The following is a 14601-nucleotide window of genomic DNA, read 5'->3' as shown; positions in this document are numbered from 1 at the left end:
ATTATGAGAAATAAAGCAAATGAGTTAGCAGATTGTGATAAAGTAATGGATAAAATTAAAGCATTAGATGTTATTTATGAACAAATTGTTTTAGATAGTATTTTAAACTCACCAAAATTTATTTTTGACCAAACTTATGGTAATGCTAAATCTACAATGGATAATGCTATAAGAACATTAGTTACTAAAAACTATATTTGAAAAACTACTGGTGATAATAATGAAAAAAGCGAAAATATTAATATGACAAGTAGTAATTTTAAAGGTAAAAATTTAACTGATATATACGATTGAAATGTTAATGAAATATTTAAACGTTGTGGAATTCATATACCAAGTCAAAAGAAATCTGCACAACAATCAGTACCTGAAAGCACAGCAGTAAATATTTCAACCATTAATTATATTGAACAAAAATTATGACAATTTAATATTGATATGCTTAAATTTATTCAAATATTAGTAAGTGTAGATAAAGATTTATTAAATAGTAAAACATTTAATATTGATGATGACCAAGAAATTAATAATTTAACTGTTAAATTAAGATTATTTAACCCCGAAAATAACCAATTAATAGGAGATAACAATGGAAAACAACAACAAACCACAAACGAAGTTTCCACAGAAACAAACTAAACTTAATCAAGCAGAAGTAGAAAACGATTATTTAATTGATAATATTCCTTATGATTTTACAAATATGATGGGTGCTACTAGTGACCCAGATATTAATAGAGCATACGATGAATTTAAAAAAAGAACAATTTATATTTATGAAATTGAACGTTTATTTAAAAATAATGAAAATAATAGTTTAAGATTTTCAGCAAATACTATTAAAATAGGTTTTATTGATATTGATAAAGTATTAAAAACTACTGCTGTTGAAACATCAGACTTTACTATGCAGTTAAATCAAAGAGCAAGTACTAATATTAATGATAATACAATCGAATATAGTATGACTGATATTAAAAATTTAATTTTTCAAGAAATAAATTTATTAAATCAATTTAAGTTATATGCAGTATCTATTAATGAACCATTAACTGAAAATAATATTGATAATTTATATATCATTAATAACTATTCACAACCTTATCAAAATCCAAAAACAAGAAGTACTAAAAGTATAACTATTATTAAAATTAAAGATTTTAAAACAAGAGATGGTTATCCAATCATTATTAAATTACAAAAACCATTAGATAAAAATACCAAAGTAATTGGTTTAAAAATTAAAGCACCTAGAAGCATGATTTTTGGCAATATAAAGGTACTTGGTGAAGTTGACAATATGGAAGTATACCCGAATTTATTTGTTAAAGATAAGATAGCATTTCCGCTGTTATCAATGCCTATTGAAACTCAACCAAAAGTTAGAATATTACAACAATGATTTAGTGAACAAATATTACCTTGAAATTTAGCAAAACAATTTATTGGACAAGAAAAATCAGTTTTAGATTTAATTGCTATTGGTGGTGGAACTGAAACAAGAAAAGAAATTATTAATAATGCAAGAGTTACATATACCAAATTAGGTTATAAAGTTAATAATAGTCCACAAGAATGACCCTTAAGTGAAGAAAAAGAATTAAAAGATAATGAAGTATGACATTTACCTTGATTAACTGCTGATTTTGTTTTAAATATTGCTACAACTAATAAATTTCATGATATTGAAATTGAAATAAACGATAAACCACCAATTGATAGTTTACAAAAAGTATTATTAGATATGCTAACTTATACATATACTTACAATAGAAACTTTGATGGTGTATCATTTGACCCAAAAAATGTAGATTGAGATATTGCTAAACTTCGTGCTAAATTTGAAAATCAAAAACCAACTGATGTTATTACTAATTTATTTAAACAATGAGAATTAGATTATCCAAATTATATAAATTTTCCACAAGTTAAGACATTTAAAAAAGTAGTTGTTATGTTATCTAAATATATTTATTCAACGCTATCTATTAATAAAGGTTTAAATGATGATTATAAATTATTATTGCCTTATTATTTTGAATTAAAATCAAATCCTATACATTCTACATCTGATAAAGTTTGAGAATTTAAAAATGTAAAAGTTGTATTAAAATCTGCATATTTTGATTTTATAGATATCAATAATATTAAATTAAAAAATATTGATATTAGTCAAAATCAATTATTTAAACTAGATGACAATCAATTTAACTGATTATCTATTACAAATGAATTAGAAAGTAATAATATACCATCATTAATTCCTGCTGATTGAACATTGGGTAATGGTGAATATGGAAAATACTTTACAAGAGCAATTATTTTTACTAATAAAATTGAAAATGCTTTAAATTTATATGGTTCAAATAAATCACAATTATTTTCAAAATTAGAATTTTATAAAGAAATTTCACAAATTGATAATAATAGTGAATTTGAATTACAAATCGAAAATCCGATTTATAACTTAAACCGGATTGAAATAAGTGGCATATTTGGTTCTGGAAATTATGAATTAACTTTAATAACAAATAAACAAAATATAAAATTAACTAATATAAATTTATTTGATAAATATATCGAAAACACTTCTTATATCAATATTGAAATATAATTTAAATTATATATAAAATATTTCTAATTAATCAAATCATTATTATCAAATTCTTTATTTTTAATTATTTTAATTACATCTTTATAGACAGCAATTGTCACTTCAGCACGTGCCATCATTTGCATTGTATTAAAAATAAAGTTTTCATCAGGATTTTTTTTACATTCTTCTTTTTCAAGTTCTGTTTCTAAAAATTTAAAAAATTTACTATTGTTTCTAATTTTTTCTTGTATTTTTTTAATTAAAAATTTTTCATCAATCATAGTTCAAAATCCTTAAAATTTATTTTACTTATCAAAATATCCATCAGGATAAATACCATTTCATTTTATATCGTCTTGTTTTGATGGTTTAATTCCAAAATACAATTTTATTTTATGATAATTACTAACTTTTTCTGCTCAAATAGGAGCCCCCCCCAGTGAGCTTCATAATCATAATCTAAATAATAAGATAATTCGCTTGTTTTGCTATTAGACTTTGCACCAAGTATTAAACCAGTTGTAGCGATAATTAATGTTAAAGTAACCAATACTAATGTTATTCTACCTAAATTTATTTTTATTCATGTTTTCATTTTTTATTTTCCTTTCTATAATAATATTTCTGGTTTTATTTTTTGACCTTTATTAATATTAGTGAGTTTACTTTTTTCTATTTTTTTATCATAATTATTTATCCCTTTTTTGAAAAAAGGTTTTATATTTTTAGTTTTAAATTTTAATAATAATTCTTTATTTTTTGATATTTTTTCATTAAAATGTTCTATTATATTATTTTGTAATTTTATTTTAGAATTTATTTCTTTATTTCAATCATAAAAATCAATACTTCATATTTTTTTATTTTCTAAAGAAGAAATTTTTACATAACAATTTTCTACATTTTCTTTAAAATCTTTAATAGATTGTTCTACTTTTTGTTTTTCAAATTCACTCATATTAAAATACTCCTTATTTCTTAATTTTACTTTTAAATTGTACTGATTTTTCATTATTTTTACAAGTATACTTTAAAACAAAAAATAACGCCTAAATTAAAGAAGTTTATTTCATGAGACCTAGACTATTAATTATATTGTACTTGTTTGTTATATAGCAAATGTGAAGATACTTTTTTTCACAGTAGCATTATTTTTACCACGAATGACATTTTTATATGGATATAGTGCATAAAATAATGCATCGTAAGGGTCTTGATACATATTTTTGTCAGGAATGTTAGTTTTTGTTTCATCATAACGTAATTCTTCTAAACATTGAGTAGTTTTTGGCAAATCATCTTTATTTGCATAAAAGTTTCCATAACTCATAATATTTCTCATTCATACTACTCTATTAGTTAATCCTGCTTCTTGATTTAAATTTGAAGCATGTTTAATAGCAGTTTGTGTTATTAAAATAGTATTATATTCATCGATTAATTTTTGATTTAATCAATCTATTGCTGTTCGTGCTTTATCATCATAAAAATAAATTGCTTGTTCAAAATTTTCAAAATTATCCATTAATCCTAAAATTTCATTAACATAAGCATTAATTTTTTCATTTTCATTGATAAAATCATTTGCAGTAACTACTAATTCACAAATAATATAAGCATCATAATAACCAGTATTATTATATTCTTTAAAACCAATGACCATAAATACAGTATGGTCTTTATGTCCAGTTGCTCAATCAACACCAACAGAATAAAAATCAAATTTATACATATCTTTTTCTTTATTATAAAATTGTTTTAAATCATATGGTTGTCAATATTTTACTGTTTTTTGAAATGGAAAAATTGTTGCATCACTATCTAAAAATTCAAAACCATAAAAAACAGTATTAAATTCATCAGGATTACTTTTTTTCATTTCTAATAATTTTCTTTTTTGAATATCAATTAACTTATCTCAAAATGGTTGAATAGTAAATCTTAAAACAAATAAACCTAAACCACTAAACATATCTTTATTTTCATAATAAACTTTACCAACTTTTTTAAGATTTCCCATGACTTCATCATTTAATGGTAAAAATGGCGTACAGTATTTTAAATAAAATGGATGATATTTATCATAAGGATTACATGTAAAAGTCATAAAAAAGTATTTATAAAAATAACGAGTAATCTTTTGTCCAAAAGTAGGACTATATATATTTTTATCAATAAATGTTCAACTTCACTCTTTAATTGGTTTTTTTGAAACTTTAATTCTGTTACTTCTAAACATAGATATTTCTAATCTCTCATAGCGATATGTTAATTCTTTATCAGTAAGTGTTTCTTTTTCTTCTGCCATGATTATTTCATCTGTTCTTGAACCTAAAAAACTTGACCCACCTGCTTCTTTTCCAAAAAATTTATTACCATTAGCATAACCAATAAAATCAATTTGTTGATTATTTGGAAATATAATACATCCCCCATCCTTAGTAATTTTTCATTTAATGCCATGTGGATTATTAGGTAATAAATTAATATTATATGTATCTAGTAAAACTTGACAAACATTCATTAAAGCACCAATTGTAGTTTCATTATGAGTATTTTCATAGCGTCTTACTTCTTGGACACTACTATCACTAAAATTACAACATATAAATAAATCAAATGCTAAACAGTTTCAAGTTTTTCTTGTTCCTCGTGCTGTTGGTACAAAACGATAAAAACAATTAGTTGTAAAAAATTCTGCTCATTCATCACCAACAAATTTTTTAAAAATATCTCAACTAAAACCATAATTATTATCACTAAAATTAAGATTATATTTTTTATTTAATTGTGCATAACTACTAATAAAAGCCATATTTACTCCTTATTTTTAAAAAAAATTAAAATTAAATTATTAACAAACAAAAATTTAGAAAGGAACATTAAAAATGTTTATATTACCATTTCCCAATCATTTTGATTGAGACAAACACGATTTTATTCAAGATGAATTAAGTTTAAAACAAACAGAAGAACTATTTGCAAAAATAGATGATTATTTATGAAGTATATGTGATAAATCTGAATATAAATCATATAGATTTAGAAAAAGAAAATTAAAAGCAAAAAAAGGTTTATTAACTTATAAACGACGTATTTGTACACATTATAACAAAAAAACACAAAAAATTGAATACGTATCTTTATTAGAGAATTATCTTGGTGTTAAAAAATATAGCAAACTTGCACCAAATGTTATTAAACAAATTTTAAAATATTTTGCTGATGATAAAAAATATCGTGATGTTTGCGATACTTTTATTGAAGACTTAATAAGTACTAGTACAGTTTGTAGAACATATCAAAAATTTGAATTACCAAAAGTTAATATTCCTAAAATTGTATTACAACCAAATCAAACATTATATATTAATATTGATGATGGACATCGAAAATTTAAATTTAATGAAAAACACAATACTAAAAATTGTAAAAAATGTTCTATGAGATTAATAGTATTTTGTACTGGTAAAAAGAAAAATGGAAAATTAATTAATAAAAGAGCTGCATGTCAAATAAGAGTATCAAAAACAGAAATTGGTGCTGAAAAAACTGCAAAATTAAATGAAAAATATGGTAATTTATTTTTTGAAAACTTTGATCAAGCAAATTTAATAGTTTGTGGTGATAGTGCTAAATGAATTAGAAAAACTGCTACAATTTTAAATGCTAAATTTATTTTAGATAAATTTCATGCTTTTCATGTTTTATTTCTTGGTATAATGGCAGGAAGAAGAAAAAATCAAATTGCTAAATTACACTATCAAAATGCAATAAATTTATTTGAAAAAGGTCAATATTATGAATTAATTGATTTTTTACAATCATTAACTTTACAATATAAAAAATTAAAAGTTGGTTATTTTATTAATGCAAAAGATGGTGTATTAAACCAAGCATTAGTTGAAAATATTGGTTGCTTTACTGAAACTAATATTAAACAAATTTTAAAGAAAATGATTGGTGATAGAACCTATAACATTGATATGTATACAAAAATGGTTAATTTTAAATGCTATCAAATAAATACTGCCATCCAGTTATTATAAATTAAAATTAAAGATTTTAAAAAACCAAAAATAAAATAAAACTTATTAAAAAAATTTTAATAAGAATTTTTGAGTTATAAAAGTAAGTATTATTGTGTCAATATCGAGTGAAAATTTCCCAAAAATATTTATCAAAAAAAATAAAAAAGAAGTAAAATTTAACAAATAAAAGTTGCTTTGTTTTGAAAGTAAATATTTTTATATTTACTTTCAAAGGAGAACAAAATTATGAAATATTTTAGTCCAAGTTATTGATTTAAATTGTGAGTATTAACTGCTCCACTTTTAAATAATAAAATACAAGGTATTAATGGTAAGTCAATTGATAATTCAAATATTAAAAATTGAGTTAGAAAAAATACGACTAGTTTAGATTTAGTAAATCAACAATTAAATTTTGCAAGTAATAATCAAACAGATTTTATTATTAACAACCCAACAACAAATAGCAAAATAAATATGAATAAACATCGTCATGAAAAACACAGAAATCGATTAAAAAGAACATTAAATGGTAAAAACGAAATAAGGGGTAGTTGAGGTAAAGTAACTTGTTCATTTACACCAAAAACTTTTGAAGGAATAATAGCTGATTATCATTATTGAAAAGATAATCCTGCATGAGAACTTGGCGAAAAATTTAAAGAGGATATGATGCAACGATATAATTCTAATGATATTTCAATTACTGCAATTTTTCCATGAACATGAAAAGAAATACAACAAGTAGGTAAAACAATTTGAGATAATTTTTCAAAAATTGAAAAAGTATATACAGATAGTTCTAGAAAAGAACGTATAGAAATTGTACTTTATGAAAAACCATTTAATTGATTTGATTTTGAATCAGTAAGAATAATAACAGAAGATGAGAAATATTATCCAAATAATCGTCTTGATAATTTAGAAAATGATTTTCCAGATTGAAATAAAGATATAAAAATTAATTTAGGAAAAATTAATCATAACGTTGATAACGAAATTAAAAGTGCCATAAAGAAAAAATATCATAATTTTAAATTATCAGAAGTTTATTTATTGGATAAATCTAATTACTCACACTTTATTGGCTATTTTGAAAAAAAATAATTGTTGGTACTTTTAGTCCCTATTCTTATGGTTTGACAAAACCAACTTTTACCTATGTAACACAAGATAAATTTAATGAAATTTCAAATATTATAGCAAATGATTCAAAAGTTAAACAATGATTTGCACATATAAATGAATGAAATTCTACTTTACCACAAGCAATCAATAATTCTAAAACATTTAATCCTCAAGCATTATATAATTGAAAAAGACAAGAAAAAGAAATAATAAAAGGTTATATAAGAGATTGAAGTTATATTTCAACTTTAATTGAACATGAATTAAAGTTAGATGAATTAAACAAAAATATTCAAGGAATCAAAGCAGATTTTGAAACTTTAAAAAAACAAGTTAATGAACTTGACAACAGACTTCTAAATCTAGAAAATAAATCAAATTTAAATTGTGAAAACACATTAACTATTGTTAATGGTGCTTTAAATACTATTCCCATAATTGGTAATGTTGTTGGTGGTATTACAACAATGGCTTCTGGTGCTTGTGCTATTGGTGGTGTATAATTTTATTTTTTTATATCTTTAAAATCAATTTTAAGCCATCAAATTTGCTGCTCGACAAACGATTTAAAATTTTATATAGTTAAGTATTCACAAAAATAATCTTTTATAAAAAGAATTTTATCTAATTTTAATTTGGTATTATTAGTATCCATATCTTCAAGGATGGTTTTTATTTGGTATATAAACCTTTTTAGTTTTTATCAACTCTTCTTTGATAATTGGTTTTGGTGCTATTTCTTTTAATTCATATATTTGATGATTATAACTAAGATATAACTCATTAATAAACGATTTAAGTACAATTACATCAGTTCTAGGTTGTATGTATTGAACTTTGCTATTTTTATAAGGAAAATACTTTTTACCATAATATGTTATAGTTGAACCACTATCCGTTTTTCTTTTAGAAAATCTTGAAAGATAAATATTTATTTCTTCTTGGTTTGGAGCTTTAATCATAGCAGATTTATTATTATCAATAGGTAAGGCAAATTGCTTATTAAAAATACTTATATATATTTTAAGAAATTGATTAGCTTCTTCTAAATTTTTAATTTTATTAAGTCTAAGTTCACTAATTAAGCGACTTTGAAGTGTTCCAAATAAGCGTTCGATTCTACCCTTAGCTTGTGGAATGGAAGTTCTAATAATTTCAACACCTAAATCATTACAAGACTTTTGGAATTGAGTATAAGTATCATTTTCCGTGTTTATTTTGCCAGCATCGATTTGTTTTTTTATATCCAAAAACTGTTCTATTATCAGTATAAAATGTTTTTGGTATGCCATATTTAGTTAAAATTTGATAAAAAACATTATAATAACCATCTAATGTTTCTTGATGATCAAATCATAGTCCGACAATATTTCCTGTAGCATCATCAATTGCAGCATGTAAAAAAGCTTTTGGTTTATCCTTACCAAATCAATGATGATTACTTGCATCCATTTGAATTAATTCACCAAAATTTGTTCTTCGGTTTCTTGTAGGATGCAAGTTATTTTTCTTATTTTTATGTCTTTTTGGTGAAGTAATTTTTTCTTTAATTAATATAGTATAAAGTGTACTATATGAAATTTTAATTTTTTCTTCATTGTTTAATTTCTCATGGAAATGTTGAAAATTAAAATTATAATATTTGGTTTTATATAAATTTATAATCTTAATTTTGATTTCAAAATTTGTTGTTTTATTAGAAATTTTATTTCGGGATTTATGAATAAAACCAACTTTACCTTCTCTATTGAAAATTTGAATTAATTGGTTAATTCTTCTAATAGTTAGGTTAAGTTTATTCTTAGCTTGATGTTTAGATAATTTATTAATAATAATGTCATTTATAATATTAAACTTATATTTTTCTTTCATAGTCATGCTTCTTTCCATATTTATCACCAAGTATATTTAACTTTACTTTTGGGAAATTTTTGCTCGATAACTAATAGGAAATTATCACTAAATAATGACACAAAGTAAGTATTATTGTTGACTAATATTTTTCAAGTGTTAAGATTAACATACAATTGCATATTGAAGTCAAAATTATTCTCGTCTAACTTTATAATTTTCAGACAAATTTAAATCTTATTGACATCTTCGGTACGCTCCCTAATTTTTTAGCACATTCACATAAAATTTTGTAACAAATACCAGCAACAATACCAGCAATAGTAAAAGTTAATCAACCCATAATAGCACTTGACACAACAAATGTACTAATTATCGGTGTGATAATTATTTTAGCAATAGGAGATGTAGCACCCCACGCAATAAAAAATATTAAACCATGAAAAATCTTTCATATAAACCTTTTAAAAATTCAATATTTATCTTGTACTTCTTCTATAATATTTTCTTGTTTTTGATTTGTAATAGTTCTTACAAATTCTAAAAATGGTGTTCTAATGATAGTTGTATGTTTAGATTCTTTTTTTATAAGCTCTTCATTATTTTTAATTTCATTTAAAAATTGCTTATAACGTAAATGTCTAATTTGTTGAACAATTTCATTATTTTCAAAATAAATTAATAATTCTCAAACTTTTTTTCTTTTATCATCATGTAATCTTAATAAAAAAAGGTTTTATCTTTTATTTTTACTATTTCATCATAAATAAAATAGTTTTCATTATTTGGTTTTTCGATAATTGTTCTAAATTGAAAACATTTTTTATCTTTTTCATCAAAATGATTTTCAAATTTACATGTTTCACCATGATGTCAATTTTTATGACACCTAATAAAATTTTTAGTAAATCATGTTAAATCTTCTACATTTCTTAATTCTTCTTCAATAATAGTTTTTGTTTGTAAACTCATTTTGATTCCCCCTTATTTAAATAAAAACCCATTATTTTAAAAATAAAAAACAATAGGTTTATTTAGTTTACACTTATTTTTGCTAAAGTTTTAAAATTATGCAATAAACTTTTTAATATTTTACAAATATAGAAAAAAAGATTTCAATTGAAATCTTTTTTCCATATAATATTTTTTACAAGTTTGGTAAGTTTAATTTAGATTTAACTGTTGATGATTGAGTTTGTAAATCAATTGCACTAATTTCTTTTTTTTCGATGTCATCAAAATCACTATCACATTCTAAATTACTTTCTAATTCATTAATTTTGTATTTTAATCTTTCTGCCAAATTCATATTGGAACTTTCAATATCATTTATTTTAAATCATTTTCCATCAAATAATAATTCATATACTATTGTTTCTTCAGATTTATCATTTGTATTTAATAAACCAGAATAATTAGATTCCTCTTTATTTGGATTTTTCAAAGTAACACTTAATTTATACATACCAAATGATAAACATAGTTCATCAAGGGGTAAAGAAATATTTTTAGTTCAAATTATTTGCTTAGAATCTTTATTAATACAGTTCAATACTACTGATTGTAAACATTCTTTTTCTAATCCTAATAATTGCTTTGAAATAGTTATTTCTGTTGTTAATTCTTTACGAAATACTTGTGTTGCTGCTACTCAAAGTATTTTTAACGCAGCCGCTTTTTTATTAGGTGATGTTTTTAACTTTAATCTATCTAAATGACTAATCTTTGTTTGACTTTTTTCTTTATTCATAAATTTTCTCCATTCAAATTAATAATCTTATTTAATTTTATTATATGACCAAGTTCTCCATTAATACCTAATATTTTAACTATTAATAAATTCATTATTTAAATAACATAGTTATTCGAAAATTATTATTTTTATTTATTTTACTGTTTTATTTAACATATCTTTTTATCTTCCTTTTCTCTAAAACTTTAATTTAATAAAAAGACTTTCATTTTATTTAAAAACTAATATTAATAGTCAATAATATATTAATATTATTCATTTTTCCAGTCCAATTAATTACACGACACTATCTTAATTTTTAATTTGATATAATTATAAAAAGAGTAAGTATATTAAAAATAGATTGGGGTATTTTTATGATAGAGGAAATAAATTCTAGTTCAATGAAAGAACCAAAAATTTATCGTATTGGTCTATATAGCAAATTAACAATTCTTATTAATGGCCTTCTAATTACTACGAGTTTAATGATAGGTTGGGCTTTATGAGCAACTATTGGTCGAGATGCAATTGATAACTATATTAAATGATTCAATAATCCACAACAACCTAATTCTAATTTACAAATTAGTTTCAATATAATAAGTATTATTGTTTTCATAGTCTCTGGTTTATCTTTAGCATTAGTAGTCGTACCTTTTATTTTTTTAAAAACTAAAAATAGTGTATCAGCACTTTTTTGTTTAATAAGTTTTATTTTTTCAGCAATATTTGTTATCTTTCTTATTGTATTTTTTATTTTTAGATTTAAAACTTTTACTTTCTTAGCTAATAAAAAAGACGGCGAAATAATAAATACAACTGGTAACTTTCTAATAGCTTTTTTACCATGAATGTTGGCTGAACTATTTGCAATACTTTTATTAATCCACAGTCTCTGATTAATTATTAATATTACCTCTAAATACAAATCAAATACACTATTAATGCCTATTGCTAAACCAAAAGCAAAACAAGAAACAGTAATAGCAAAACAAGAAGTTGATGATACGATAACGCTTCCTAACGTCGTACCAATACCAGTACCTCAAAATAATGAAGAACAACAAGTAGCAAACCAAGAAACTAACAATACTGTTCTTAAGCAAGATCTAACACAAGAAAAAATAATCACTAACCCTTCAACAGCAACTGTCCATTATACTAATCATGAACTATCACAAACACCAACGCAAGGTGCTTATCATGCCGAAACTGTTTCACCAACACCAGGTACTCTTACTAATCTTAAATCCGAATCTATTACAAATGAAGAAGAAATTAATGATAATATCGAAAATGCAACAATATATTCAGAACCAACAGTTGAAAAAACAAGTGTAGAAGATACAACAATATATTCAAAATCACCAACAACAGAAAGTAATATTAATAGCGAAACTAATTACCAACCAAAAAATCAAGGTGGTTTTGATGTTAAAGACAATAGTTATTCTGAATCTGAAACATCTAATTTTAATGAACAAGCAACAACAATAACTGTTGAAGAAACACAACCAATAATAGAGAAAACAAATACAAAAAAAGAAACAATCGAAGTGCAAAAAGTTACTACTCACCATTGAACATTAGAACAAATTGAAGCTGTTTGAGAAAAAGCGGAAATAATTGATGGTGTTAGTGATAAATTATATCGTAAAGATTATGGTGGTGCTTGAATGTTTCGTGATTCATTTACCACTGATTATAGCGCAGCAGATAACTTAGAAACTTACTCTTGAACTATTGTTCTACATCGTCCTACTAGTCAACAAGGAACAACTGAATTATATAATCTAGATCCAATGAATATTGTTAATGCAAAAAGTAAAGGTGAAAATTACCCTTCTTGAAAAACTAAAATTTCTTCAAAAGGAAATAAAAATATTGCAAAAGAACAACATTGAAAAGCACGAACATAAATATAATAAAAAAGATTTATTTTAAAGCTGAGTTATACTTGTAAGTGCAAGTAAATAAAATTGCAAAAAATTCTCATATAAAAATTTCATAATGCTAAATTTAGTTTAGAAAAAAGTAAGGAGTTTTTATATGAGTTATAAACATCTTGGCATAGATGAAAGAATTTATATTGAGAATCAATTGAAATTTAAATTTAAAATTATTGAAATAGCTAAAAATCTTAATCGAAGTATTAGTACTATTATTCGAGAAATTAATAGAAATAAAGATAATAATCATTATTTTTCATTAATTGCACAAAATAAAGCTGAAAATCGAAAACAATCACATATTAGTTTTCATAAGTTTAAAAATAAGAATTTAGTAAAATATGTACAACAAAAATTACTATTAGGTTGATCACCTGAACAAATTTATGGCAGAATTAAAAATTTTCATAAAGAATGAGTTATTAGTTTTAAAACAATTTATACTTGAATTTATTTTGGAATGCTTGATAAAGTTACTAGTAAAAATTTAAGAAGAAAAGGTAAAAAACGAAAATCTAAAGAAAATCGTGGCAAGTTTAATGGTAAATCAATTAAAGAACGAGATATAAATGTTAATGATCGTATAACACTTGGTCATTGAGAAGGAGATACTATAGTATCATCACGAGGTAAAAGCAAATCATGTTTAATAACTTTAGTTGAAAGAGTATCACGATTTACTTTAGCAATATTAGTTAAAAACAGAACTACTAAAGTTATTAATAAAAATGTCAGTTATTATTTATCAATTCTTCCTAAAAACATTGTTAAAACTATTACTTTTGATCGTGGCAAAGAATTTTCAAATTGACAACAACTTGAAAAAAATTTAGATGTAAAAATTTATTTTGCCAATCCATATTCACCTTGACAAAGAGGTACTAATGAAAATACTAATGGTTTAATTAGAGAAAAATTTCCTAAAAAATTTATTTTTTCAAAAACTAATAAAAATGAAGTTCATAAATTTATATTGTCTTTAAATCAAAAACCGAGAAAAATACTAAATTATCTTTCACCAATCGAATATTTGGATAGAAAAATAATTTAGTTGCACTTACCTTTACAATTTAGCTAAAATAAATCTTTTTTATTATATTTAATATTTAATAGTAATTTAAAATAAATATAGTATCATTTATATATAGAAATACCTAATTTTAAACATGAAGTAAATACTAACTATTCTTATTTTATAGAAAGTATTAAAAAAGAATTAACAAAAATAATAAATAAATACCAATTAAACTTAAAAACAATTTATCTTGCTAACAAAAATAAGTCAGTTTTACCAATTAATTTTTTAGAGCA

Annotated in this window: 13 protein-coding genes and 1 pseudogene; 7 read left to right on the top strand and 7 right to left on the bottom strand. The window is 22.8% G+C overall.

Annotation, left to right across the window (positions count from 1 at the left end; translation table 4 throughout):
* The first annotated feature begins 3 nt into the window (after nt 1-3).
* Together AACL03_RS07855 and AACL03_RS07850 are read left to right on the top strand one after the other, a co-directional pair.
* A complete protein-coding gene (locus tag AACL03_RS07855) occupies nt 4-639 on the top strand; it encodes a hypothetical protein (RefSeq protein WP_339039999.1) in 636 nt (211 codons plus the stop codon).
* Nucleotides 590-2614 (top strand): hypothetical protein, encoded by a 2025-nt coding sequence (locus tag AACL03_RS07850; protein ID WP_339039998.1) that lies wholly within the window; start codon nt 590-592, stop codon nt 2612-2614. The genes AACL03_RS07855 and AACL03_RS07850 overlap by 50 nt, the downstream gene beginning before the upstream one ends.
* A gap of 23 nt (nt 2615-2637) precedes the next feature.
* Here the strand turns inward: AACL03_RS07850 and AACL03_RS07845 are convergent, their stop codons facing one another.
* From AACL03_RS07845 to AACL03_RS07830, 4 genes are all read right to left on the bottom strand, one after another.
* Nucleotides 2638-2877: a hypothetical protein gene (locus AACL03_RS07845; RefSeq protein WP_338980902.1), complete on the bottom strand. Its 240-nt coding sequence runs from the start codon at nt 2875-2877 to the stop codon at nt 2638-2640.
* A 107-nt stretch (nt 2878-2984) separates the two neighbouring features.
* Nucleotides 2985-3191: a hypothetical protein gene (locus tag AACL03_RS07840; RefSeq protein ID WP_339039622.1), complete on the bottom strand. Its 207-nt coding sequence runs from the start codon at nt 3189-3191 to the stop codon at nt 2985-2987.
* A 15-nt stretch (nt 3192-3206) separates the two neighbouring features.
* On the bottom strand, nt 3207-3554 hold the full coding sequence (locus AACL03_RS07835; RefSeq protein WP_338980898.1) for a hypothetical protein: 348 nt from the start codon (nt 3552-3554) through the stop codon (nt 3207-3209).
* 150 nt (nt 3555-3704) lie between these two features.
* Nucleotides 3705-5411 (bottom strand): hypothetical protein, encoded by a 1707-nt coding sequence (locus tag AACL03_RS07830; RefSeq protein WP_339039997.1) that lies wholly within the window; start codon nt 5409-5411, stop codon nt 3705-3707.
* A 73-nt stretch (nt 5412-5484) separates the two neighbouring features.
* Between AACL03_RS07830 and AACL03_RS07825 the strand changes: the two genes are divergently transcribed.
* From AACL03_RS07825 to AACL03_RS07815, 3 genes are all read left to right on the top strand, one after another.
* On the top strand, nt 5485-6645 hold the full coding sequence (locus tag AACL03_RS07825) for an Mbov_0401 family ICE element transposase-like protein (RefSeq protein WP_339039996.1): 1161 nt from the start codon (nt 5485-5487) through the stop codon (nt 6643-6645).
* 228 nt (nt 6646-6873) lie between these two features.
* On the top strand, nt 6874-7734 hold the full coding sequence (locus tag AACL03_RS07820) for a hypothetical protein (RefSeq protein ID WP_339038780.1): 861 nt from the start codon (nt 6874-6876) through the stop codon (nt 7732-7734).
* Nucleotides 7735-7766: 32 nt separating this feature from the next.
* A complete protein-coding gene (locus tag AACL03_RS07815; protein WP_338980346.1) occupies nt 7767-8258 on the top strand; it encodes a hypothetical protein in 492 nt (163 codons plus the stop codon).
* Between the two features lie 141 nt (nt 8259-8399).
* On the opposite strand, the pseudogene AACL03_RS10040 reads toward AACL03_RS07815, so the two are convergent.
* The 3 genes and pseudogenes from AACL03_RS10040 to AACL03_RS07795 all read right to left on the bottom strand — a co-directional run bounded on the left by AACL03_RS10040 (nt 8400) and on the right by AACL03_RS07795 (nt 11356).
* Nucleotides 8400-9645: pseudogene (locus AACL03_RS10040) on the bottom strand (ISNCY family transposase).
* A 681-nt stretch (nt 9646-10326) separates the two neighbouring features.
* Nucleotides 10327-10578 carry a hypothetical protein gene (locus AACL03_RS07800; protein WP_338957180.1) on the bottom strand — a complete coding sequence of 84 codons (252 nt, stop codon included), beginning with the start codon at nt 10576-10578 and terminating at the stop codon, nt 10327-10329.
* A 175-nt stretch (nt 10579-10753) separates the two neighbouring features.
* Nucleotides 10754-11356, bottom strand: coding sequence for a hypothetical protein (locus AACL03_RS07795; RefSeq protein ID WP_338957182.1), 603 nt, complete (start codon nt 11354-11356; stop codon nt 10754-10756).
* A gap of 359 nt (nt 11357-11715) precedes the next feature.
* On the opposite strand from AACL03_RS07795, the gene AACL03_RS07790 reads away from it, so the two are divergent.
* On the top strand, nt 11716-13260 hold the full coding sequence (locus AACL03_RS07790) for a hypothetical protein (protein ID WP_339039995.1): 1545 nt from the start codon (nt 11716-11718) through the stop codon (nt 13258-13260).
* A gap of 130 nt (nt 13261-13390) precedes the next feature.
* Entirely contained in the window at nt 13391-14341 is a 951-nt protein-coding gene (locus AACL03_RS07785) for an IS30 family transposase (protein ID WP_339038813.1), read from the top strand.
* Nucleotides 14342-14601 lie beyond the last annotated feature (260 nt).

Source organism: Spiroplasma endosymbiont of Andrena trimmerana (genome assembly GCF_964019575.1).
Taxonomy (GTDB): Bacteria; Bacillota_I; Bacilli_A; order Mycoplasmatales; family VBWQ01; genus Spiroplasma_E.
Note: the sequence above shows the minus strand (reverse complement) of the source record. Positions and strands in the feature narration are given on the sequence as shown.